This window comes from Hyphomonas sp. BRH_c22 (assembly GCF_000961795.1).
Taxonomy (GTDB): Bacteria; Pseudomonadota; Alphaproteobacteria; order Caulobacterales; family Hyphomonadaceae; genus Hyphomonas.
On record NZ_LADU01000088.1, the window covers coordinates 1 to 22466 of the forward strand.

Consider the following 22466-nt stretch of genomic DNA (forward strand, 5'->3'; position numbering starts at 1 on the left):
CGGCTCAGGCTGGCTGGGCCTGCGCGAGCGCGGCGCCTATGCGGTGCGCTCATCCACCAGCCAGCCCCTCCTGCCGGGCCTGCTGGCAGCGGGCCTGCTGGTGGTTCTGTTGATCCTCGCCTGGCGGCGCGAGGGGCGTTAGGTTTTGCGGCGGCGTGCCCCCTTCTCCCGAGGGAGAGGGGGCTTTGGCGGGGTCACTCCGGCCTGCTCATTTCGCAGAGGCCGGTCAGGCGGAGGTCCGTGCCGGGGTCGCAGCCTTCCTGCATGAACTGGAAGACGCCGGTGCGGCGGTCTATGTCGAGCGTGGTGCGGGCCATCTGGCGCCAGCCGCAATAGGGCGTGTCGATCTCCTGGCGCAGGGTCAGGCTGTCGCCGGTCAGGCTGATCTCGCAGAGTCTGGTGCCGGTCTGGCTGCAGACATTGTCGGCGCCGCCGGCATCATTCCGGACAAAGAGGAAACGGTCTTCGTAACGGAAGTCGACGCGGCGGGCGGAGCCGGGCGTGGCATCGGCCTCTGCTACGCAGCTGAAGATCACCGTCTCGTCCCTGCCAGCATTGCAGGCGGCGAGGATGAGGGCCAGGGCGAAGGCGAGGAGCATCCAGGGTTTCATGCCGTGCGCCAACTATTTGATCACGCGGATGGCATCTGTGCCGTCCCAGCCCTGCGCGACCTTGCGGATATGGGCGAAGGTGCGGCCCTTGGTGCCGGAAATGTCGGAGATCTCGATCACGGTGCCGGGATGGGCCTCGGTATCGAAATAGGCAAAGCGGCCCTGCTCGCCGCCGATGCAGCCCTCGTGGCCAACGCGATAGCCGAGGCCGAGCGCCTTGTCGTAGAGTGCCTGGTAGTCCTCGGTCCAGTAGGACATGTGCTGGAGGCCCTCATGGCCGGCATCGAGGAATTCCTTATACATCGAAGGGGCATTATTGCGCGGCTGGATCAGCTCGATCTGCAGGTCGCCGGAATTGGCGAGGGCGATGGACATGCGCGCGTCTGATGGTTCGCCGCGATGGCGGAACCAGTCCGTCTTGACGTCCGCGATATAGAACCAGGGTCCGACGCCCATCACGTTGATCCAGTGATCCATGGCGGCTTCGATGTCGCGCACGACATAGCCGTTCTGGCAGACCTTTCCGAATATGCGGCTCATGGGCGATGTTCTCCCCTCTGGATCGCTTTGCCGGACGGTAGGCGTCATCGCGCCGGGCGGCAATGCGCGCGGGGGCGGGCGGGATGCTGGGAGTGTGTTGCCAGGCGGCGGGGATAACACCACCTGGCAACGGTCTGTCTTATGGACTGCGACACGGAACTGGGTGGGGGACGCCCGCGTCACTAAAGACAGCCAGTTGAGTACCGGGACACACTGGTGATTACAATTGAGTAATACTGGCATATGTGCGCGCGCGAGTCACAAATAATGACGCAGCTCCGGCCTAGAGCAGGCGCTTGAGCCGTTCGGCATTGCGGGTTTCGAGTGCGCGCGCGGCGCGGGTGAGGCTGTCGATGAACGTCGCGATATTGGGCTCGCGCTCGGTCTCGCGGCGGATGCCGGCGCCGATGCGGTATCTCGGGACGTTGGGCAGATAGCGGCTGACGAGGCGGCCGGATTCGAGATTGGCGGCGGCGAGCGTCAGGGGAACAATGGTGAGCACGTCGGAGATGATCGACAGCTCCATCGAGGCGGTGGGCGTGTAAAGCGTGTAGTGCGGCGCCCCGGCGGCCTGCATTTTCTCGGGCCAGCCTTCAGGCAGGCGGCCATCGAGATACCGGAGATAGCCGGGAAAGGCCCAGGGGAATTCCAGCAGCCGGTCAATGCCGAGCGGGCCGGTCAGGACGGGATGGCCGGGGCGGCAGACCATGACGAAATCATCGGCCAGGATTTCCCTGAAGCGCAGGCGGCTGGCATGCGGCATGGCCTCCAGCGTGTTCATGTTGAAAATGACCATGTGGGTGCGGCGCTGGACCAGCTCCTCGATCGCAATGTGGGGCGGCATGACATCGGCAAACACGGTGATTGCCGGCGCGGCGTCGCGAAACGCGACGATGCTGGACGGCAGCAGGATGTCGAGCGCGATCGGCCCGCCGATCAGCTTGAGTTCGCGGTCACCCGAGACGGTCTCGCGCTGTACCGTCTCGGAGAAGGCGAGCAGCTCGACCGCCATCGGATAGAGACGGGTGCCGGCCTCGGTGGGCACGACCGACCGTGTAGTACGGTAGAAAAGCTGGGTGCCCCAGGCGTCTTCCAGCGCCTTGATGCTGCGCGTCACGGCCGAGTGGGTCAGGTGCAATTCCTCCGCCGCCTTGGAAAAGCTGAGCAGGCGGTAGACGACCTCGAAATAATGGATCAGGCGCAGGTCTGTCATGGCAGGATCTTCAGTCTGGAATACGGCATGGCCAAGTGCTTAAGCGCCGGAACGGCCAGGGCATAGGCCGCTCGCGCTGCAGGCGAACCAGGGCCGCGCGGCTCGCGTGGCATCCGGCCACAGGAAAGACATGGTGCGCCCACAGGCTGGCCTCCATCAAGATCAGCGAAAGGATCCGGCATGTTCGCCTCATCAGGTCATCCGCAACTCGCAATCCTTCTGGCGGTGCTGTGCATCGGCTGCACACCGGAAGGAGGCAAGGCGCCGGTTGTGGTCGAAACACCGTCGCCTTCAACCGTATCCGGCATCATGGCCGAGGCGGTGCCCGTGCCCGCAGCCGGGACCGAGGCCCTTTCCCCGGATGTGCTGGCCGCGCGCGAAGCCGAAGCCCATGCCCGCAGCATCGCCCCCAGTTTCGCACCGATGGATGAGATTGTGGAGGGCATCTATGAAGGCCCGGCCCTGATGGCGAGCTATCAGGGCGAGAGCGTGGACGGTGTTTATGAAGGCTATGGCGTGCTGATCCTGCCCGACAGCGGGGCCGTTCTGGCCGGCAAGTTCTCGGGCGGCCTGCTGAACGGTCCGGGCGTCGAACGCGGCATGCAGGGCGAACTGGTCCATGAGGGCATCTATGTTGACGGCATGCCGATTGAATACCTTGAACCCGCACCGGACACGGCCGTCGAGGCGGAGTGACCGGGCGGCCCGGCGATCATACCGGGCCGCCCGATTGTCTAATGCGTCAGCGAGAGGCGGACGAAGGCACCGCGCCCCGCCCCCGGCACCCGCGTGCCCAGGGCGACATCGCTGTCGGCATTGCGATTATAGCCCGACAGGTGATCGCGATAGACCTGGTCGAGCAGGTTCTCGACACCGGCGGCCACACGCACACCCGTGCCAATGTCCCACGTACCGAACAGGTTGAGAACGACATAGCCCGGCGTTTCCACTTCGCTGTTGGTGACGGAGACATCGGACTGTTCGGCAACCGCGCGCATTTCCAGCGTTGCCGACCAGTCTGTCTCTTCCCAGGTAACCCCCGCCGTCAGGTTGGGCGGGGAGATCCGGTAGAGATTGTCGTCAATGTCGCGCCGCTCGCCGCGCACATAGCTGAACACGGCGTCGGCCCGGAGCGGACCTGCAAAATCATAACCGGCGTCAAGATCGAACCCATAAAGACGTGCATCGACATTCGCCCATCTCAGTGGCGTCGGATCACCGCTCATTGCGGCGATCATTTCAACCGGCGAATCCGCCACACCCGGCGTCGCGTCGTAAGCCACACCCTGGATGTAATCGTCGACCTGGCGCACAAACAGCGTCGGCCGCACATAGGCACGCGACGTCGCATAATCTACGCCTACCTCTGCCAGCCAAGCCGTTTCCGGATCAAGGGTGAGATCACCGACATAGATGTTGCCATCGGCCAGTCCGCCGCTGGCATTGATCGGCAGCCAGCCATAGCGCTGGATATAGCCGGGCATCTTCTGCTTGCGCGCCAGCGTCACGCGCCATGAAAGGCCGTTCTCCGCCGGGGTCCAGAACCGGGCCACAGCGTCGCCGGTCGTGTCATCGCCATCCGTCGCAGCGGCATTGAAGGCCGCGGCCAGCATGTGAGGTCCCGCCGGCAGGGCCGGACCGACCGACGCCTCTCCGGCCTCATAGTCATTCCGGTCGATCCGCACGCCCAGCTCGGACTGGAACGGGCCGACCGGACCGGTCCATTCGGCAAACAGCCCCGTGCGCCGCAGGGTGATGTCCGGGTATGGCGTGACGAGGAAGCCCGCATTGTTCGGATTGGTGATCATCATGTCATGGTCTGACTCTTCCGTGTCGAGACCGATTTTCAGTTCACCCCCCGCCTGCGCGAAGGCGAGCGCGATGTCGGCCCCGCGCGTCGTGGCGTCGGCAAGGGAGGCCCGCTCGGCCATCATGCCCGGCGAGGGCCGCAGGCTGAAATTGTCCATGAGGTGCGCCACGTCCGTGTAGTGGACCGATGCCTCAAGCGCGGCCCCCCCGATCTGCGCGGCATAGGTGAGCCGGGCAAAATCGGTATCGAAATACTGGATATCCATCGGGAAAGGCGGATTGCCGGATGCGCCGGTATTCTGCCGCCGCAGGTCGAGGCCGAACTCGCCGAACTGCGTCTTCACGCCGGTGGACAAGCCGTAGACACTGCGCTCGAACCCCGTGCCGCCGATCGTGCCATCGCCATAACCGGTATCATCGCCCTCTTCATAGGCGCCCAGCAGGTTGAACCGCCAGGTGTCATTCGCCGCGCCCATGACACCGCCTGCCGAGACGCTGTCATTGATGCTGCGCGCGCCGATTGTGAGATCATAGCCGAACCGGGCGGCGTCGCCCGAGGCATAGTCGATACGCTTGAAAACGGCATCTGCACCACCGGCAAGGCCCGGGCCCTTTGAAACCGGGCTGACGCCGCGGTCGATCACCAGAGCGGCCACCAGCGGCGCCGGTGCATAATGGAAGACCGGGTCCATCAGGTTCGGTCCGCCGGATGCAAAACGCTGGCCGTCGACGCGCAGGTTGAGCCGTTCGCCGAACAGTCCGCGATAGGCCATCTGGCCCGACAGTTCGCCATTCGCAATGCGCGCGCCGCCCGGCGTCCGGGCGGAGAGATAGGTGATGTCGCCGCCCTGCAGCGGCCCGCTTTCGGGTGTGACTGCAAGCTCGGTTGCAGTTTGCTGGCGCGACCCTGTAACGACGATGACATCCTGCAGGGCAGGTTCGGACGTCTGCGCGTGTGCTGCAGGCAAGAGGACGGACAGGGCCATCAGCCCTGCGCCGCAAAACAAATGAGATTTCATGATATGTATCCGTTCAGCCCGGATCGTGCCGGACCTGTGTCTGATTGCGTTTGGAAGCGAGGCTCAATCAGGCGCGGATGGGCGGGCCCCTTGGCGGGAGCGGCGCATGGGCGCGCCAGGTGGCAACGGTGTTGATAACCGGCAGGCCGCCAAGAAGCGGCGGACCGAAAACCGCCGCCAGGAAAGCCTCAGGCGACAGCGGCAGGTCAATGACCGAGGTCGACGCATACGGGCATGTATCGCTGGCCGCCATGCGGTCGTCATCCTGCGGGCCTGCCGGGGCGCCGGGGGCATCGGCATCAATGCGGGACATCTTTCCGGTATGGGGGTCGAGCGACATCATGCGCTCGCCAAACCCGCCGCAGATGCGGATCAGGATACTGTCAGCCTCAGGCGACCGGTCGAGCATGTAGCCTGACGGCACAAGGCCGCGCATGACCATCAGCAGACACATCGCCGTGATGATCCCCCAACGCATGGCCGCACCCGGAAGAAGAAGGCCTCTCAACATGCCGGTTCGATAGCGGCGAGCCTGCCGCTTGCCCATGTGGCATACTATCCGGCGGCTATGCCGCCGTCACGAGGCCTGACAGCACGCTCGCATCGCTGGCAAGGTCGCGCACCATGACGCGGGCCGGGTCCTGCGGACCGGGAAAACTCAGCTGGTGCTTTGGCGTGACGGTAAAGCCGATCTCGCCGAAATAGGCCGGGGCACCGATCAGGATGGCGGCAGGCCAGCCGGCGGCCGTGCCGGCCTCGATCGCCTCGCCTGTCACCGTCAGGCCGAGCCGCCCGCCGCGATGGGATGGCGCCACGGCGACGGGGCCGTAGAACAGGGCCCTGTGGCGCGCAGGCCCGACACGCAGCGGCCAGACGCGGCAGACGCCGATCACTTCGCCATCCAGCACGGCAACGCGGCTGATCTCCGGCAGCGAGCGCGAATACTCGCGCAGGCGCTCGGCGGTCTTAGCAAAGTGGCCGGGGCCGAACGTGGCATCGAAGAGGGTCTCGATGGCGTCGGCATGGATGGCAGGGGTTTCAGGGATGATCTGGAGCATGGCGAGCGCGTCTAGGGCGCATCGCAGGCAAGTTCAAGTGAAGGTTTCAGGGCAAAAAAGGCCCCGGCGCGGGTGACGGCGCCGGGGCAAGTGAGAGAGCCTGGAGACATCCGACCTACACCGCCGGGGCAATGGCCAGGCCGAGGCCGAAGAACGGGATGCTGAGACTCGACACATAGATCAGCAGGATAACCTGTTCGGCGAGGCTGCCGGCCCCGGCGGCCCTGACCGGCATGGGCCCGGACGCGGGTATGTCGATCTTCCTGAAGGTCAGCGCTTCCCATGTCCGGGCAGATGCACCGTCATAGAACCCGGCTTCGGCGTCCCATGTCTTCGGATTGCGGAACGTGCCGAAGATCATGTCCCAGACGGGGATGTCGCCATAGTTGAAGCGGTGGACGCCGCGCTGATGATGGACCGCGTGGCTTTCCGGCCGCGTGATGACATAGCCGAGCCATTGCGGGGTCTTCAGGTTGGCATGCTGGAACATGCCGCAGAAGGAACTGACCAGGATGGCGAACAGGACCGCTTCCGGCGAGACACCCAGCAACAGGGTCAGGGCGAGGCTGCCGACGAGGCTGAAGCCGACCACATCCAGCGGGTGGAAATACAGGGCGCCCCAGATATCGACGCGCTCTGCGCTATGATGCGTCTGATGGAAGACACGCCACAGCAGGGGCACGGCGTGCATCGTGCGGTGCCAGGCATAGATGCCGAGCTGGTAGACCAGCAGGGCCAGCGGGGCGGCCACATAAAACGGCAGGCCCATGGCATCGATCAGCCGGTACTGGCCCAGCCATTCGTCCCACAGGAAGGGCGAATAGCTAGCCACGACATAATAGAGGATCGCAGCCAGCAGGCCCTTGAGCCGCCATTGGGGAATGAGGGGGAATTTGCGGGCCGGCGCAAGGATATCCAGTGCAACCAGCCCGCCAAAGACGGAGAAAATGAAGTAATCAACAAAGCCGAACATATTGGCCTCCTTAGGGTAAAAACGAAACCAGGAGGGCGCCCCTCCTGATGGGGCCAATGTCCGCGATTGCAGCACTGCGATCTAGAAAACGCGTGGTCAGGTTTGTGTAATCCGTGCCGGAACCAATGAATACAAGGCAAAGGGGCCGGAAAAGGCGCGGGCCGGTTTGACAACCTGCCGGGGCCAAGTCCAAAACCATACTTCCGGTACAGTGAAAACCACAGCCTGCGCATGGCAGATGGAGAGTGTCCCAATGTCACGAATCGAGAAGAGTGCCGGCATGAGCAAGGGCGAGAAGACGCGCGAACGCCTGCTGGAAATTGCCCAGGCCAGCGTGCTGGACAAGGGATTCTCGAACACGTCGATCGACGAAATCATCTCGGCCGCCGAGATTACCAAGAGCGGTTTCTTCTATCACTTCAAGGACAAGACCGATCTCGCCAAGGCCCTGCTCGTACGCTATCTCGCGCATGACGACCTGGTGCTGGACGGAATCTTTGCCCGCGCACGCGAACTCAGCGATGACCCGCTCCACGCGTTCCTCATTGGGCTGAAGATGTTTGCCGAATCGATGGGGGAGATGGAAACGGCGCATCCCGGCTGCATGGTGGCGGCGGTTGCCTATCATGACAAGCAGTTCAATGACGATGTCCGCCGCATCAACGCAACGGGGGTTCTCACCTGGCGCTCTCGGTTCCATGACGCCCTGCTGGACATCGCCGAGGTCTATCCGCCGCGCGTGGAGGTCGACCTGGAGGCCATGGCCGACATGGTGAGCACGATTGTCGAGGGCGGAATCATCCTGTCGCGTGTGCTGGATGATCCGAAAATCCTGGAACACCAGATCATGCTCTACCGCACGCAGCTGAAGCTGGTTTTCCTCGGGGCCTGAGCGCCCTCTCCCCGTTCCGGGCTTAAAGACAGCACACAAGCCTATGGCCGCGGAGGCGCGATTGTCCTCAGGACACGGCGCAGCCCGAAGCTGAGACCCAATATGGCCAGGCCAAGGCCGATCACGACCGGCGGCAGCCAGACAGCGAGCCCTAGACAGCCAAGCAGGCCCAGCGCCGGAATGATGGGAGGGTAGAGCCGTTCGGCCCGGCTGAGGCGCAGGGCAGCGAGATTGGTGACGGCATAATAGAGAAGCACGGTGAACGCGCTGAAACTCCATACCAGCGCCAGTCCGCCAAGGGCGGCGATCAGGGCAACGACCGCACCCACGCAAAGGGTGGCGGCCAGCGGCTGGCCGGTCCGGTCAAGCTGGCCGAGGCGGGCGGGCAAGTCCCCTTCCCTTCCCATGGACAGAACGACGCGCGACAGGCCGAGGATGAGGTTCAGAAGGACACCCGCCATGGCGGTGACCGCCGCGACGACAACTAGCGGGCCAAGCCAGGGGGCATCGAGACGTTCGGCAACGGCCTGCAGCGGCGCGGCGGTGGTGGCCGTGGCGCCGGCAAACTGCGTCGGCCCGAGCACGTTGAGGCCACCGAGCAGGATGGCAAGGTAGAGACAGGTGGATATGATCAGCGTGAGGATAATGGCGCGGGGAATGGTGCGGCGCGGCGCGCGGACTTCCTCACCCAGTGTCGCGATGCGCCCGTAACCGGTGAAGGCGACAAAGAGCAGCGCGGCGGCCTCCAGAAAGCCCGCTGGCGCAAACGGTGCGGCAGGCAACGGATCCTGCGGCGCGGCCGGCGCAGCAAGGGCCATGACGGCAAGCAGGGTGAGGACGCCGAGCGTGACCGAGACCAGCACGGCGTTGACAGGGTTCGCCCGGCGCAGGCCCAGCACGACCAGCGCGGTCATCGCGAGGACCGTGATGCCGGCGACAAGACTGGTGAGCCCCGGCGCGATGCCGAGACCTGCCAGCACATATCCCGCCAGCCCGATGGCCGCAGCGGCGGCGCTGGCTGACTTGGCGAGCAGGAAAGCGAGCCCGGCGCCGAACCCGAGCTCCGGGCTGAGATAGCGATAGCCATAGGCATAGGCGCCGCCGCTGACAGGATGATTGGCGGCCAGCTGGGCGCTCGACAGGGCGTTCAGTCCGGCAAGCAGGGCTGCAAGGCACAGGGCCGGTAGCGCCCAGGCACCGGTCACGCCAACTGCGAGACCGAGACTGACAAAGACGCCCGTGCCGAGAATGGAGCCAAGTCCGAGCAGGACTGCGCCGCGCAGACCCACGCTGCGATCCATGCGGGGCCCTGTGCCGGTCTTCACCAACCCATCGCCCTAGGCCTGATCGGGCTTGAAGACAGCGTCGCGGTCAGCCAGCAGGCTGTAGGCGACGTGGCGCTTGAGACTGTCGGTGAGGGCGGTCGGGTCACCCTGCAGGGCATCGGGCTGGATCACCTCGCCGAAGGTCATGCGGAACTGCGAGCCCCGCTTGTTGAGCAGTTCGTTGAACAGCGTGATGTCGCGCAACTCGTCATTGAGGTTGCAGAACAGGTAATAGAGCGCCGAGTTGCGGGCATCGACATTGAGTGGAAGGATCGGGGCCTTCTGCTTGCGGGCAAGGCCGACAACCGTGGAGAACCATTCCTTCTCCTCGAGTACGCCATCGACCCGCCGCGCAAGACGTCCGGACGGGAAGATGACGACGCACTTCTCTTCCGCGAAAGCTTCGGCGGCGCGCTTCAGCGTCTCGCGCGTCTTGGCCGGCGTGCGCTTGGCCGCCACCCATTCGACCGGGATGATGACATCTTCGAACCTTGGATTGACGCGGACGGCATCGGCGTTGGCGAAGAAGACAATATCGTCGCGCACCTGCTTGAGCAGGTCCCAGACCGCGATGCCATCTGCGAGTCCCGTCGGGTGGTTGGCCGCAACGATCAGGCGTCCCGTGGCCGGCATGCGCTCGATCGCATCGACCGAGAGATCGAAGGCAAGCTCGCCGGACAGGCGGTCAAAGGATTCCCGGCCATTCAGCCGTACGATCTCGTCGGCCATGCGGCGCGCCTTGCCATAGCCGAGCATCTGGTAGAGCACGGGCCGCACCAGCGGCCAGCTCCAGCTTGACCGGAGCTTCGGACAGCGTTCCTCGATCAGCACGTCGACAATGTGCCGGTCGTTGGCTGCCGCATCCTGGAGGAAGGCCGAAACCGCGCGGGAGGCAGCTTGAGGAGAGGCGATTTCGTCGGTCATGCTGTTTTTGTGTTTTTTCTTCGCGGCAGGTTTGCCGGTCGCCACAATACATGAAGTCCCCTTACGGGAAAGCGGATGCGGCATGTCCGGGCCCGCGAAAAAGCTTTCCCGAAAGGTGTGATCTGTTGAGATTTCAACACTTCGGAAAGTTCTGCTTTACCAAGCTGTAAGGCCCGCGTGGCAAGTTCCTCTACAGACGGGCGCAGGTGAACACAGACGCTCAGGTTACAGGAATCATTTCGGGGTAGAGTATATGAAAGTTCTTTGGGTTGAAGACCACGAGCCGGTGCGAGACATGTTGGCGATTGCCGCCGACAAGGCTGCCCGCTCGCGCATCCAGGTCGATCTCGTCATGGCGCCAACACTGATGGCCGCCGAAGCACGCCTTCGCCTTGAGCGCTTCGACCTGGTCGTGCTCGACCTGGGCCTGCCCGACAGCCTTGATCCCGACATGACGATCGCCCGTGTCGCCAATATGGGCAAGTACCGCATCGCGGTTGTCTCCTCGATGGACTCGCGTGACCAGGTGGTCGAATCAGCCTTGCGCTGCGGTGCCAATATTGCTCCGAAGGCCGTGTTCAAGGCTAACCTGCCCTTCAACCGCTTCATCCAGCGTCCCGAGACGTTCGAGGATTTCCTGCTGGAGCAGATGCCTGCCGCAGCGGCCCCGGCGCGCGCAGCCTGAGCCATTCGCCGGACAGGTGCTTCTGCTTGCAGAGTCTGGCCTGAACTTGCTAAGCCGCCCGTGTTAACCCACCGGGCGGCTTAATCTATTTGGGAACACTGGAACGCCATGGATGCATTTCTGGTCTATCCTGCGACACTGGTGCTGATCGCCATGAACGTGATTGCGAGCGTGTATGCGTTCAGCAATCCCGATTTTTTCGACCGGTACTGTTTCTGGATCGCACCGATCCGGCAGGGTGAGGAATGGCACAGGTTCGTCACGTCCGCCTTCCTGCACGTCAATGGCCTGCACCTTTTCATCAACATGTACGTGCTCTTCATGTTCGGGCAGATCCTTGAGCAATATGTCGGGTCCGGCGGGTTCCTCATCCTGTATGGCGCCTCGCTGCTCGGCGGCAATCTCTGGGAATATGCCGACAAGCACAACCAGCCAGGCTACCGGGCGGTTGGTGCGTCAGGCGCGACATCCGGCGTCATCACCGGCTTCTGCCTCTTCTTCCCGTTCACGACACTCTACCTGTTCTTTGCCATTCCGATGTGGGCCATCGTGTTCGGTATCGGGTTCATCGTCGGCAGCTTTATCCTGTCGCAGCGAGACCAGACCATGGTGGCGCACGGGGCCCACCTTGGGGGCGCCCTGACCGGACTGGTCATCGCCATGCTGCTGCGCCCCGCCGCCTGGCGGCAGATGCTCGAACAGGTGGCAAACCGCATTGGCTGAGCGCGCAATGCCTTCCGTTCTGGCCCGCTACGAAGCCCGGATAGCCGAGGGCCTTCTCGACGCAGACCCGGCACAGGCCGAAGCGGCCGCCCGGCTCGACGCGCTGGCCACGGCGCTGGCCGGCAAGCGCAAGCGGGGATGGTTTTCAAAGCCTGCGCCGGTCACCGGCCTCTATCTCTGGGGCGGCGTCGGGCGCGGCAAGTCCATGCTGATGGACCTGTTCTTCGAGGCAGCCCCCGTCACATTGAAACGGCGCGTGCACTTCCACGAATTCATGGGCGGCGTGCATGACATGCTGGGCGAGTGGCGCAGCATGGACGAACGGGCGCGCAAGCGGTCTGAATGGCATGTCAGGGGAGCGGGCGACGACCCGATCGCGCCAGCCGCGAAACGGATCGCCTCTGGCGCGAACCTACTCTGCTTCGATGAATTCCAGGTGACGCAGATTGCCGACGCGATGATCCTTTCCCGCCTGTTCGATGCGCTGTTCGGCGCCGGCGTCACGGTCGTGGCGACATCCAACCGGCACCCCGATGACCTCTATGCCGACGGCATCAACCGGCCGCTCTTCCTGCCTTTTGTCGGCCTCCTCAAATCGCGGTGCGAAATTTTCGAGCTGAGATCCGACCGGGACTACCGGCTGGACCGGCTGAGCGAGGCGCCGGTCTGGTATGCGCCGCTGGATGCTGCCTCCGATGCCGCGCTCGACAGGGCCTGGGACCGGCTGACCCTCGGCGCGCAGCCGCAGCACTGCACGCTGACCGTGAAGGGCCGCAAGCTGGAGGTCAGTCGCGAGGCCGCGGGCGTGGCACGGTTCACCTTCGACGAACTGTGCGCGCGGCCGCTCGGCGCCCGCGACTATCACACGATCGGGGCCAATTTCCACACCGTGATCCTGGCCGACATCCCCCTGCTGTCGCCCGAGAAGCGCAATGAGGCGGCCCGCTTCGTGACGCTGATCGATGAATTGTACGAAGCCAAGGTGAAACTGGTGGCAAGCGCGGCGGCAGAGCCCGATGCGCTCTACCCGTCCGGCGATGGCAGCTTCGAATTCCAACGCACCGCCAGCCGCCTGCACGAGATGCGCTCCACCGAATATTTCGCCGAGGAACACAGGGCAGTAACGGACGGCTGAGCCCCCCCGGAATCGCGTGAATAATCGCTCACAAAACTTGTCTTTGCCCTTCCCTAACCCGGCCATATTTCCTATTTATGCTGCAGCGCGATGACATACATGCGCATTTCCGGGGAATACGCTGCTGCAATGCAGGGCTAAGACCACCCTCGGATCACCTGAAACGGGAACCATCGCCGCTCTGGCGGGATTGGTTTCAATTGGAGGATATTATCATGGCTAACCCAGTTTCTGCCCGCAGTTCGGTCGCTCTCAGCCCGGAACAGGGTCTCAGCCGGTATCTCAGCGAGATCCGCAAGTTCCCGATGCTCGAGAAAAACGAAGAATTCATGCTCGCCCGCAAATGGCTGGAGAATGATGACACCGAAGCCGCTGAAAAGATGGTGACATCGCACCTGCGCCTCGTGGCGAAGATCGCGATGGGCTATCGCGGCTATGGCCTGCCCATGGCTGAAGTGATTTCCGAGGGCAATGTCGGCCTGATGCAGGCGGTCAAGAAATTCGACCCCGAAAAGGGCTTCCGCCTCGCCACCTATGCGATGTGGTGGATCCGCGCCGCGATCCAGGAATACATCCTGCGCTCGTGGAGCCTGGTGAAGCTCGGCACGACGGCCGCGCAGAAGAAGCTGTTCTTCAACCTGCGCCGCCTGAAGGGCGAGATGAAGGCGCTGGATGAAGGCGACCTGAAGCCGGAACAGGCCCGGCTGATCGCCGAGAAGCTGAACGTTACGGAAGCCGAAGTCTATTCCATGAACGGGCGCATGTCCGGCTCGGATGCCTCGCTGAACGTGCCGATGGGCACGGATGGCGACATGGAATGGCAGGACTGGCTGGCCGATGACGAGCAGGGCCAGGCCGAGGAATTCGCCGACCGCCAGGAATATGATGCCCGCATGGACCTTCTGTCGAACGCGATGGAAGACCTGAACGAGCGCGAACGTCACATCCTGACCGAGCGGCGCCTGTCGGAAGAGCCCAAGACGCTGGAAGAATTGTCGGAGACCTACAATGTCAGCCGCGAGCGCATCCGGCAGATCGAAGTGCGGGCGTTCGAAAAGCTGCAAAAGGCGATGAAGCGCATGGCCAAGGAACAGGGCATGCCGGTCTCGCCGGGCGCGGCAGTGAACTGAAGCGGAACTCTTGTGTCGCCTGGCGGTTGATCAGGCTCCTGAAAGGAGAATGCCATGCGTAACAAGTTTCTGACAGCCCTGATCGCCGGTAGTTTTGCCATCGGCGGCGCCGCCTTTGCGGAGCCTCCGGGCCATGCCAAGGGCCATGACCTGCCTCCGGGTCTTGCCAAGCAGGGCAAAGTGCCTCCCGGCCACGCCAAAAAGATGTGGCAGCGCGGCGAACACTTGCCGCATGAGTATCGTGAGTATCAGTTCGATGACTGGGCGCGCTACGATCTGCGACCTGCGCCAGCCGGTTATCGCTGGGTGCGCGTAGACGACGACGCCTATCTGACTGAAATCACAACCGGGCTGGTGGCCCAGGCCGTCATCGATCTTCTGAATTGATCCCGGCACAGCAAAGGGGCATGCATCGCGCATGCCCCTTTTTGCTACCCAGCACGCTGAAGATCCGCGCCTCGCCGCCTATACCTCGATCCGCGAGAAGGACCTCACCGCCGGCCATGGCGGGCGGTTCATTGTCGAGGGCAAGGTGACGCTGGAAACGCTGCTCACGCGATCCCGCTTTGCAGTCGAGAGCCTGTTCCTGTGCGAAACGCGGCTGGCGCCGCTGGCCGATATCCTGACGCATGTGCCGGAAGGTGTGCCCGTCTATGTCGCGCCGCAGGCCGTGATGGACGCAGTGGCGGGCTTCCCGATGCACCGGGGTGTGCTGGCCTGCGGACTGAAGGGGGATTCTGGAGCAAATGCAGCGCTCATCCTGAGCGACGTCGAAGGACGGGCGCGGGCCGCACGGGACCCGTCCTTCGACGTCGCTCAGGATGAGCGCCTCCCCTCGACGATCCTCATGCTCTCGGACCTCTCCAATCACGACAATGTCGGCGCGTGCTTCCGCAATGCGGCCGCGTTCGGCGCTGATGCCGTGCTGCTCGACGCGCAGTGCTGCGACCCGCTTTACCGCAAGGCGATCCGTGTCTCGTCAGGGGCGAGCCTGTGGCTGCCCTTTGCACATGGCGGCAGCGGCGCCGGGATGGTGCAGGCATCGCAGGACGCGGGCTATACGGTGTGGGCCATGACGCCGCGCGCCGGTGCCGCGCCGCTCGGCTCCCTGCCCGTGCCGGACAGGCTCGCCATCCTGCTCGGCGCCGAGGGGCCGGGCCTGCCGGATGACCTGATTGCGGCGGCCGTGCCTGTGGGCATCCCCATGTCGGCGGGCTTTGACAGCGTTAACGTCGCCACGGCCGGGGCGATTGCCCTGGCGCATGCGTTCGCCGCCCGGTGCGGATAAGAAAACGCCCTCTCCAGACCGGAGAGGGCGTACGGGAATGCGTGGTGTGACGCCCCTCCCGGAGTGTTGTCCTAGAATACCCGAGGGCGTTCGTTCTTGTCGACATGCAGACCGCACTCGGTCTTGTCCTGGCCGGCCCAGCGGCCGGCGCGCACATCTTCGCCCTCGGCAACCGGCTTGGTGCACGGCCAGCAGCCGATCGACGGATAGCCCTGGGACACGAGCGGATGACGCGGCAGGTTGCGCTGCCTGATCATCAGGTCGACATCTTCCGGCGTCCAGTTGGCCAGCGGATTGATCTTGTAGCGGCCATTGGCAAATTCGAAGACGGGCAGCGACATGCGGGCGCCGCCATGGAACCGCTTGCGGCCCGTGATCCAGGCCGAGAAGCCTTCCAGCGCCGGTTCGAGCGGACGGACCTTGCGCAGGGCGCAGCAGGCATCCGTGTCGGTTTTCCAGAGATCGTTCTTCGGGTCGAGCACCTTGCGCTCTGTCTCGTTCGGCGGGATCGAGCGCACGCCGGTGAGGCCGAGGCGCTCTATGACTTCGTCGCGGTGGTCGAGCGTCTGCGGGAAGTGCATGCCGGTATCGAGGAAGACGATGGGCAGCGACGGATCAACGTCGGCGATCAGCGCCAGCATGGCGACGCTTTCAGCGCCGAAGCTCGACACATAGGTCATGCGCTCTGGCCATTCGCGGATCATCGAGACACGCAGGATCGTCTGGGCCGACGCGTCGCGCAGTTCGCCATTCAGGCGTGCGAGGCGGAGGTCCGGCGCTTCAGCGTTCCGGGCAATGACGTCACCATAAGGCATCAGGTTTTTAACTTCCGTGTCTCTTGCGGAACGCCGGCACCTGACCGCCCGCACCGGGCTGGTAGACTGCGGAAAATTCCTTCAATGCTTCCAGCACTGAAGGTAGGTCGGCGCGGGCCGTATCGTAAGCGTCGATGCCTGAACGGTTCATATAGAATATCTGATCCCGCAGGACGTGGCCGACCGCCCGCAGCTCGCCTTCATAACCGTAACGCCGGCGCAGGAGCTGGGCCTGGGAATAGCCGCGGCCATCGGTGTATTTCGGGAAATCGATCTCGATCAGCTGTATTTGCTGCAGGTACGGCACCAGTTCCTCGACATTGTCATCAGATGCGAGGCGCACCCCGACCCGTGTATTGCGGTCGGAAAGCGTCGGCGCCTCGGCCAGGAAGCGGCTCAGCCGGACGGTGAAATATCCGCCATCGGACAGGTCGGTTTCATCCTCGACATAATCCCAGGGATCGTCGGATTCGGCGCCGTGCTTAATCAGTGGCATAGAGCGCCTCCTTGAACGGGTCGTGGCCAAGGCGGTTCAGCGTGTCGATGAACAGCTCGTCCTTGCTGGTGCGCAGGCTGCGATAGGTGTCGATCACGCGCTTGAGGGCGCCGGGAACTTCCTCGGATCTCAGGCCCGGGCCGGTAATGTCGCCAATGGCGGCTTTCTCGTCGGCGCGGCCGCCAAAGCTGATCTGGTAGAATTCCTCGCCCTTCTTGTCGACGCCGAGAATGCCGATATGGCCAACATGGTGGTGGCCGCAGGCATTGATACAGCCGGAAATATTGAGGTGCAGGCGGCCGATGTCTTCCTGATAGTCGGGGTCGGCAAAGACCTGCTGCACGGCCTGTCCGACGGGAATCGACCGCGCATTGGCCAGCGTACAGAAATCGAGGCCGGGGCAGACGACCATGTCGGTGATCAGGCCCTCGTTCGGCGTGGCAATGCCGGCCTTGACCAGTGCGGCATGGAGTGCCGGCAGGTCGTCGAGCGCCACATGCGGCAGGATCAGGTTCTGGGTATGGGTCACGCGGACGTCGCCGAAGCCATAGGTCTCGGCAAGCTCGGCCACGGTTTCCATCTGGGCCGCCGTTGCGTCCCCGGTGGTTCCGCCGACCGGTTTCAGGCTGATCGTGACGGACGTGTATCCGGGTGCGACATGCGGATGGAGATTGTTCTTCGCCCAGCGGGCAAAGCCGGCATCATTGTTCTTGGCCGCTTCGAACGCCTCGGAGATTTCAGGCCTGGCCGGAAAGTCAGGCCGGGCGAAATAGGCGTGGATCCGTTCGATCTCTGCGCGCGGCAGGTCGATCTTCTCGTGCGGCTTCTGCGCAGCGAACTCGGCCTCGACCTGGCGGGTGAATTCCTCTTCGCCCAGCTCGGTGACGAGGATCTTGATGCGCGCCTTGTACTTGTTGTCGCGCCGACCGTGCAGGTTGTAGACGCGCATGATGGCCTCCAGATAGTCGAGCAGGCGGTCTTCGGGCACGAATTCATTGACAAGCGAGGCAATCACGGGCGTGCGCCCCAGCCCGCCGCCGACATGGACTTCAAACCCAGTCACATCGCCGCGCTGGCGCATGTGCAGGCCGATATCGTGCACGCGGATAGCGGCGCGATCGGTTTCGGCGGCCGTCACGGCGATCTTGAACTTGCGCGGCAGGAAGGCGAATTCCGGATGGAAGGTGCTCCACTGCCGGATGATTTCGCACCAGGGCCGCGGGTCCTTGATCTCGTCACGCGCGGCGCCGGCGAAATGATCCGATGTCGTGTTGCGGATACAGTTGCCGCTGGTCTGGATGGCATGCATCTCGACATCCGCCAGAAGGCCGAGCACTTCGGGCACGTCCTTCAGCGCGATCCAGTGGAACTGGATGTTCTGGCGCGTCGTGAAGTGGCCATATCCCTTGTCATAGTCACGCGCGATGCGGGCGAGCTGGCGCATCTGGCGAGGGCTGAGCTGGCCATAGGGAATGGCAATGCGCAGCATGTAGGAGTGCATTTGCAGGTAGACGCCGTTCTGCAGGCGCAGCGGCTTGAACTCATCTTCCAGCAATTCGCCGGACAGGCGACGCGCAACCTGCCCGCCAAACTGGGCGACCCGTTCACGGACGATCTGTTCGTCGAATTCGTCATATCTATACATGAGTAACCTCGTGAAGGTGTGGCAGGCCGAGTTCGAGCTCGCAGCGGGCAACCCAGGCATGCACGGCCGGGAATGCGTCAATGTTGAACCCGCCTTCGTGCGCGAGCCGCGTATAGGCCAGCAGCGACAGGTCGGCGAGCGTGATCGCCTCGCCGCCCGCGATCCAGTCGCTGGAGATGAGCGCCATCTCCATCCGGCCGAGGGCGCGGCGGCCCTTTGCGAGCAGGTCCGGGTCGATCTCGTCGTCGGACATGCCGAGGTAGAGTTTCTGGAACCGGCGCACGGCGATCACCGGCTCATGCGAGTATTGCTCCCAGAACATCCATTCCAGCATCTTGGCACGCTCGAAGGCATCATCCGGGACCAGATCAGAGCCTTCGGCGAGGTGCAGGATGATCGCATTGGACTGGGCCAGCGTGCGGCCATGATCGAACTGGATGACCGGCACCTGCCCGAACGGGTTGATCGCCAGGAATTCATCCGTGCGCGTCTCACCCTTCAGGATGTCGATTTCAATCCATTCGTGCGGAATGGAGAGGCGCGTGGCCACCCATTTGACCTTCTGGCAATTGCCCGAAATGGAGTCGCCGAAAATGCGGATCATGCGTCCTCTCCATAGGCTACGGTCGGCCCGTTCACGCGGATCGTCTCGCGCAGGGTTTCGCGGCCCGCAACGGCGCCGGTTTCGGTTACCTCCATGAAATACGGGTCGGTGACACGGCCTTCCTGCTGCAGGGCGCGGGCCAGATGGGCCTCGGCCTCATCGCCGGTAAAGGCGCCGATGCGCGCGGCATCCTTGGTCCAGTTGCCGTCTGCGTCCATCCAGACGGTGCGCCCGGAGGCAGTCTCCCAGGCGGTGACGGATTTTGGTGTTTCGGGTTTCAGCTTGGGGCGGACCGAACTCATGCGACATGTTCCTTGAAAGCGCGGGCGATCGCCTCTTCGGGCAGGGCGGCCACTTCGCCGATGATGAGCAGGGCCGGCCCCTTGATGCCGGCGCGCTGGATGAGGGAGGCGAGTTCCGACAGGGTGCCGAAGACCCGGATTTCATTGTCGCGGGTGCCGTTTTCGATGACGGCTACAGGCGTAGAGGGCGCCCGGCCTGCTGCAATGATTTTCTCGGCAATCGCCGCCGCCGTGCCGACGCCCATGAACACAACGACTGTTTGCGCCGGGCGGGCAAGGGCGGCCCAGTCGAGATCCGGCACGCCGCCTTCCTTGGCATGGCCGGTGACGAAGGTGAGGCTTTGCGCATGGTCGCGATGGGTCAGCGGCAGGCCGGCATTGGCGGCGCAGCCAAGCGCCGAGGATATGCCGGGCACGACCGTGGCGGCCACACCGGCGCCGCGCACGGCTTCGAGTTCTTCACCGCCGCGTCCGAAGATGAACGGATCCCCGCCCTTCAGGCGGACGACGCGCTTGCCCTCGCGTGCCGAGGCGATGAGCCATTCATGGATGGTTTCCTGCGGGACGGAATGATCGCCCTTCGACTTGCCGACCGGCACGCGGTCTGCGTCGCGGCGGATCAGGGTCAGGATTTCGGCGCTGACGAGGCGGTCAAAATAGACAATGTCGGCCTCCTGGATCAGGCGAAGGGCTTTCAGGGTCAGAAGCTCGGGATCGCCGGGGCCGGCACCGACAATGTGGACGATGCCGCCGGCAGGCGCGCTGCCGTGCAGGCCGGCCCGCATGGCGGCTTCGGCGCCGTCAAGATCGCCTGCATAGGCGAGATCGGCGATAGGACCGGTGAGCGCGCTTTCCCAGAACCGGCGGCGCGCCTTGCCGTCGGGGATGGCGGCCTTGACATCGGGGCGCAGGCGAGAGGCCAGTGCGGCGAGGTCGCCGATGCGCTTCGGCAGCAGGGCTTCAAGCCTTTCGCGGATGGATTTGGCCAGCACAGGGGCGGTGCCATTTGTACCGATGGCCGCCACCACATCGCCGCGATCAATGATCGACGGGACGGTAAAATCGCAAAGATCCGGATGATCGACGACATTCAGCGGCACGCCATACTGGCGCGCCATCGTGATGGCCTTCTCCGCGTTGCGGTCGAACCGGTTTGCGACAATTGCAAACCGGGCCACATCCAGCGCGGGACCAGCCTGTTCGGGCGGCGCAATCGTGATGCGGCCGGCAAACTCCTCAGCGAAGCCGGGTTCAATCTCGCTGACGATGACCGTAATGCGGGCAGGCGTTGCGGCGAGCAACCGCACCTTGCGACGAGCCTCTTCGCCCCCGCCAAATACGACAACGGACGCATCATCCATGTTGAAAAAGGCCGGAAACTGCCGCATGCGGGGCCACTCTTGTTTAGTATTGCTGATCGATCAAAGGTCAAATTGGCTATTGACGGCTCAGGCGCAACCGTGAACCCCTACAGCGAGCCTTTAGAGATACTATTTCATGTCAGATCCGAACGACCGCCTGCCGCCCCTGAATGCCCTGCGCGCCTTTGAAGCGGCCGCACGACGCCTGTCTTTCACACAGGCAGCCGATGAACTCAATGTGACGCCGGGGGCGATTTCGCAACAGATAAGGCAACTGGAAGATTATGCCGGCACGCCGCTGTTCAAGCGGACGGGCCGCTCGGTCTTGCTGACGGATGCGGCACAGGCCAGCCTGCCGCTGGTGCGCGAAGCCTTCGAGCGGATTGCCGAGGCCGGGCGTATCATGGAGGCTCCGGCCCGCAAGGGGCGGGTCATGGTCTCGTGCGCGCCCAGTTTTGCCGCCAAATGGCTGGCCCCCAAGCTGGACGGGTTCCATCGCACGCATGAAGGCGTCGAGGCCTGGATTTCGGCGGACATGGGCCTGACCGATTTCACCATGGCCGATGCCGATTTTGCCATCCGCTATGGCCGGGGCAGCTATGAGGGCCTGAAATCGGAGAAACTGCTGGACGAGACGGTCCTGCCGGTCTGCTCCCCTGCCCTGCTCGACGGGCCGGATGCCATCCGCAGGCCGGAAGACCTGCGCCACCACACGCTGCTGCACGATGAGAGCGGCGAGAATGATCCCTCGTGCCCTGACTGGACAAGCTGGCTGCGGGCGCGGGGCGTCGAAGGCGTCGACGGTGCACGCGGGCCACGGTTCAATCAGGCCATCCTGGTGATCGAGTCCGCAGCAGCCGGGCGCGGTGTGGCGCTGGCCAAGCAGGCCATTGCGGCGGCGGACCTTGCCTCGGGCCGGCTGGTCGCCCCGTTTGCCGACGGGTCGACGCTGATCGATTTCGGCTACTGGCTGGTCTGGCCCAAGGGCCGCCACCTGTCGCCGGACGTGCGGGACTTCATGAAATGGGTGAAGGCCGAAGCCAGCAAGGGCGAAATCGTCGGGGTCTAGTTGCTGACCCCGGCGGCGGCATCCAGCAGGAGATAGGCGGCAAGGCGCGGGCTGGCATTGCGGCTGGTCTTCTGTGTCTGCTCGAGCGCGTTGAGCGCGTCTTCGGCCTCGAGTGAAATGAATTCGCGGGCGAGCTGCTGCAGGTCGCGGTCCGTGCGCAGGCGCTGGGACACGCGCTCAACCTGGCGCCCGGCATTGTCCATGATCGCGGCGCGGCGCTGGCGTTCGCCCTGGCGGGCGGCTTCAGCGATCTTGCGCTTGGCTTTCGGACGGAACGCTTCGGGCAGCAGGATGCCGGATGTCTGGAGGCGCTGGATCAGCTCGTCGGCAATGTCTTCGCGGTCGGGCTTGCCGCCTGATTCATCGCGGCTCATGTCGGAAATGATGTCGCGCCAGCCCATGTCATTGCTGGACGAGAGCGCGCGGCCGGGCGAAGGCACGAGCGCGCTGGCGTTCGATTGCGCAGGCGGATTATCTGTTGCGCGGCGGGCCGGTATCGCCGGCTTGCCGGACGCATCGTCAAAGCGGCGGCGCAGCGTCAGCGGGTTCGGATCCCTCGGATCAATCTCGCGGCCGAGTTCGAGGGGGGTGTCTTGCTTTGTGTCGCCCTCTGAGTCCGTGCCGAGGCTGGCGGAGGCCAGGAGGTCCGCAGCGGCGTCGAAGAGTTCATCTTCCATGCTTGGACGCGGCGGCGTGCGGGCGGGCGCTGGGCGGGTCGTGGGTGTGCCCGTGGTGCCCGAGAGGTCAGAGGCGGGCGATCCATGGCCATTGGCATGCCCGTTGGCCGCGCCATTGGCGTGGCCATTCGCATAGGGAGCCGAGGGCGCGGACGGGGCGGCCACGGGGGGC

General features: G+C 64.1%; 25 protein-coding genes. 9 read left to right on the forward strand and 16 right to left on the reverse strand.

What is annotated here, in order from left to right; genetic code table 11:
- Positions 1 to 194 precede the first annotated feature (194 nt).
- The 3 genes from VR74_RS11595 to VR74_RS11605 form a co-directional block, all read right to left on the reverse strand.
- Positions 195 to 611: a hypothetical protein gene (locus tag VR74_RS11595; protein WP_299950298.1), complete on the reverse strand. Its 417-nt coding sequence runs from the start codon at positions 609 to 611 to the stop codon at positions 195 to 197.
- Between the two features lie 12 nt (positions 612 to 623).
- Complete coding sequence (locus VR74_RS11600) at positions 624 to 1151, reverse strand: VOC family protein (protein WP_045696967.1); 528 nt, start codon at positions 1149 to 1151, stop codon at positions 624 to 626.
- Positions 1152 to 1434: 283 nt separating this feature from the next.
- The gene (locus tag VR74_RS11605) at positions 1435 to 2364 is read right to left on the reverse strand and encodes a LysR family transcriptional regulator (RefSeq protein ID WP_045696968.1); all 930 of its coding nucleotides are present in this window, start codon (positions 2362 to 2364) and stop codon (positions 1435 to 1437) included.
- A gap of 180 nt (positions 2365 to 2544) precedes the next feature.
- On the opposite strand from VR74_RS11605, the gene VR74_RS11610 reads away from it, so the two are divergent.
- Positions 2545 to 3060, forward strand: coding sequence for a hypothetical protein (locus tag VR74_RS11610; RefSeq protein WP_045696970.1), 516 nt, complete (start codon positions 2545 to 2547; stop codon positions 3058 to 3060).
- Between the two features lie 38 nt (positions 3061 to 3098).
- Here VR74_RS11610 and VR74_RS11615 read toward each other — a convergent pair whose 3' ends face one another.
- The 4 genes from VR74_RS11615 to VR74_RS11630 all read right to left on the reverse strand — a co-directional run bounded on the left by VR74_RS11615 (position 3099) and on the right by VR74_RS11630 (position 7223).
- On the reverse strand, positions 3099 to 5192 hold the full coding sequence (locus tag VR74_RS11615) for a TonB-dependent receptor (RefSeq protein WP_045696972.1): 2094 nt from the start codon (positions 5190 to 5192) through the stop codon (positions 3099 to 3101).
- Positions 5193 to 5259: 67 nt separating this feature from the next.
- Complete coding sequence (locus VR74_RS11620; RefSeq protein WP_299950301.1) at positions 5260 to 5670, reverse strand: DUF2946 family protein; 411 nt, start codon at positions 5668 to 5670, stop codon at positions 5260 to 5262.
- Between the two features lie 88 nt (positions 5671 to 5758).
- Positions 5759 to 6250, reverse strand: a complete 492-nt coding sequence (locus tag VR74_RS11625; RefSeq protein WP_045696976.1) for an N-acetyltransferase — start codon at positions 6248 to 6250, stop codon at positions 5759 to 5761.
- Positions 6251 to 6365: 115 nt separating this feature from the next.
- A complete protein-coding gene (locus VR74_RS11630) occupies positions 6366 to 7223 on the reverse strand; it encodes a sterol desaturase family protein (RefSeq protein WP_299950303.1) in 858 nt (285 codons plus the stop codon).
- Between the two features lie 253 nt (positions 7224 to 7476).
- Here VR74_RS11630 and VR74_RS11635 point away from each other — a divergent pair, with 253 nt between their 5' ends.
- Complete coding sequence (locus tag VR74_RS11635) at positions 7477 to 8115, forward strand: TetR/AcrR family transcriptional regulator (protein ID WP_299950304.1); 639 nt, start codon at positions 7477 to 7479, stop codon at positions 8113 to 8115.
- Between the two features lie 41 nt (positions 8116 to 8156).
- Here the strand turns inward: VR74_RS11635 and VR74_RS11640 are convergent, their stop codons facing one another.
- Positions 8157 to 9416, reverse strand: coding sequence for an APC family permease (locus VR74_RS11640; RefSeq protein WP_045696978.1), 1260 nt, complete (start codon positions 9414 to 9416; stop codon positions 8157 to 8159).
- Between the two features lie 36 nt (positions 9417 to 9452).
- Positions 9453 to 10364 (reverse strand): 1-acyl-sn-glycerol-3-phosphate acyltransferase, encoded by a 912-nt coding sequence (locus VR74_RS11645; protein WP_299950306.1) that lies wholly within the window; start codon positions 10362 to 10364, stop codon positions 9453 to 9455.
- A gap of 253 nt (positions 10365 to 10617) precedes the next feature.
- Here VR74_RS11645 and VR74_RS11650 point away from each other — a divergent pair, with 253 nt between their 5' ends.
- The 6 genes from VR74_RS11650 to VR74_RS11675 all read left to right on the forward strand — a co-directional run bounded on the left by VR74_RS11650 (position 10618) and on the right by VR74_RS11675 (position 15325).
- Complete coding sequence (locus tag VR74_RS11650; RefSeq protein WP_045696980.1) at positions 10618 to 11049, forward strand: response regulator transcription factor; 432 nt, start codon at positions 10618 to 10620, stop codon at positions 11047 to 11049.
- 108 nt (positions 11050 to 11157) lie between these two features.
- On the forward strand, positions 11158 to 11772 hold the full coding sequence (locus VR74_RS11655) for a rhomboid family intramembrane serine protease (protein ID WP_045696982.1): 615 nt from the start codon (positions 11158 to 11160) through the stop codon (positions 11770 to 11772).
- A 7-nt stretch (positions 11773 to 11779) separates the two neighbouring features.
- Positions 11780 to 12907, forward strand: coding sequence for a cell division protein ZapE (gene zapE, locus VR74_RS11660; protein WP_045696984.1), 1128 nt, complete (start codon positions 11780 to 11782; stop codon positions 12905 to 12907).
- Positions 12908 to 13122: 215 nt separating this feature from the next.
- Positions 13123 to 14037: an RNA polymerase sigma factor RpoH gene (gene rpoH / locus VR74_RS11665; RefSeq protein WP_045696986.1), complete on the forward strand. Its 915-nt coding sequence runs from the start codon at positions 13123 to 13125 to the stop codon at positions 14035 to 14037.
- Between the two features lie 54 nt (positions 14038 to 14091).
- Positions 14092 to 14424: an RcnB family protein gene (locus VR74_RS11670; protein WP_299950308.1), complete on the forward strand. Its 333-nt coding sequence runs from the start codon at positions 14092 to 14094 to the stop codon at positions 14422 to 14424.
- A 31-nt stretch (positions 14425 to 14455) separates the two neighbouring features.
- Positions 14456 to 15325 (forward strand): RNA methyltransferase, encoded by an 870-nt coding sequence (locus VR74_RS11675; RefSeq protein ID WP_045696988.1) that lies wholly within the window; start codon positions 14456 to 14458, stop codon positions 15323 to 15325.
- A 71-nt stretch (positions 15326 to 15396) separates the two neighbouring features.
- Here the strand turns inward: VR74_RS11675 and VR74_RS11680 are convergent, their stop codons facing one another.
- From VR74_RS11680 to cysG, 6 genes are read right to left on the reverse strand one after another with little or no spacing between them, the layout of a single operon-like run.
- Complete coding sequence (locus VR74_RS11680) at positions 15397 to 16140, reverse strand: phosphoadenylyl-sulfate reductase (protein ID WP_045696990.1); 744 nt, start codon at positions 16138 to 16140, stop codon at positions 15397 to 15399.
- Between the two features lie 7 nt (positions 16141 to 16147).
- Entirely contained in the window at positions 16148 to 16636 is a 489-nt protein-coding gene (locus VR74_RS11685; RefSeq protein ID WP_045696992.1) for a DUF934 domain-containing protein, read from the reverse strand.
- Positions 16623 to 18281, reverse strand: coding sequence for a nitrite/sulfite reductase (locus VR74_RS11690; protein WP_045696994.1), 1659 nt, complete (start codon positions 18279 to 18281; stop codon positions 16623 to 16625). The genes VR74_RS11685 and VR74_RS11690 overlap by 14 nt, the downstream gene beginning before the upstream one ends.
- Positions 18274 to 18885 (reverse strand): glutathione S-transferase family protein, encoded by a 612-nt coding sequence (locus VR74_RS11695; protein ID WP_045696996.1) that lies wholly within the window; start codon positions 18883 to 18885, stop codon positions 18274 to 18276. Before VR74_RS11695 ends, VR74_RS11690 begins: the two co-directional genes overlap by 8 nt.
- Positions 18882 to 19187 (reverse strand): DUF2849 domain-containing protein, encoded by a 306-nt coding sequence (locus VR74_RS11700; RefSeq protein WP_045696998.1) that lies wholly within the window; start codon positions 19185 to 19187, stop codon positions 18882 to 18884. Before VR74_RS11700 ends, VR74_RS11695 begins: the two co-directional genes overlap by 4 nt.
- A complete protein-coding gene (gene cysG / locus VR74_RS11705) occupies positions 19184 to 20575 on the reverse strand; it encodes a siroheme synthase CysG (RefSeq protein ID WP_045696999.1) in 1392 nt (463 codons plus the stop codon). The genes VR74_RS11700 and cysG overlap by 4 nt, the downstream gene beginning before the upstream one ends.
- Positions 20576 to 20684: 109 nt before the next feature.
- Here cysG and gcvA point away from each other — a divergent pair, with 109 nt between their 5' ends.
- Positions 20685 to 21617 (forward strand): transcriptional regulator GcvA, encoded by a 933-nt coding sequence (gene gcvA, locus VR74_RS11710; RefSeq protein ID WP_045697001.1) that lies wholly within the window; start codon positions 20685 to 20687, stop codon positions 21615 to 21617.
- Here the strand turns inward: gcvA and VR74_RS11715 are convergent.
- A partial coding sequence (locus tag VR74_RS11715) for a hypothetical protein (RefSeq protein WP_299950310.1) occupies positions 21614 to 22466 on the reverse strand: 853 nt, incomplete at its 5' end. The genes gcvA and VR74_RS11715 overlap by 4 nt on opposite strands.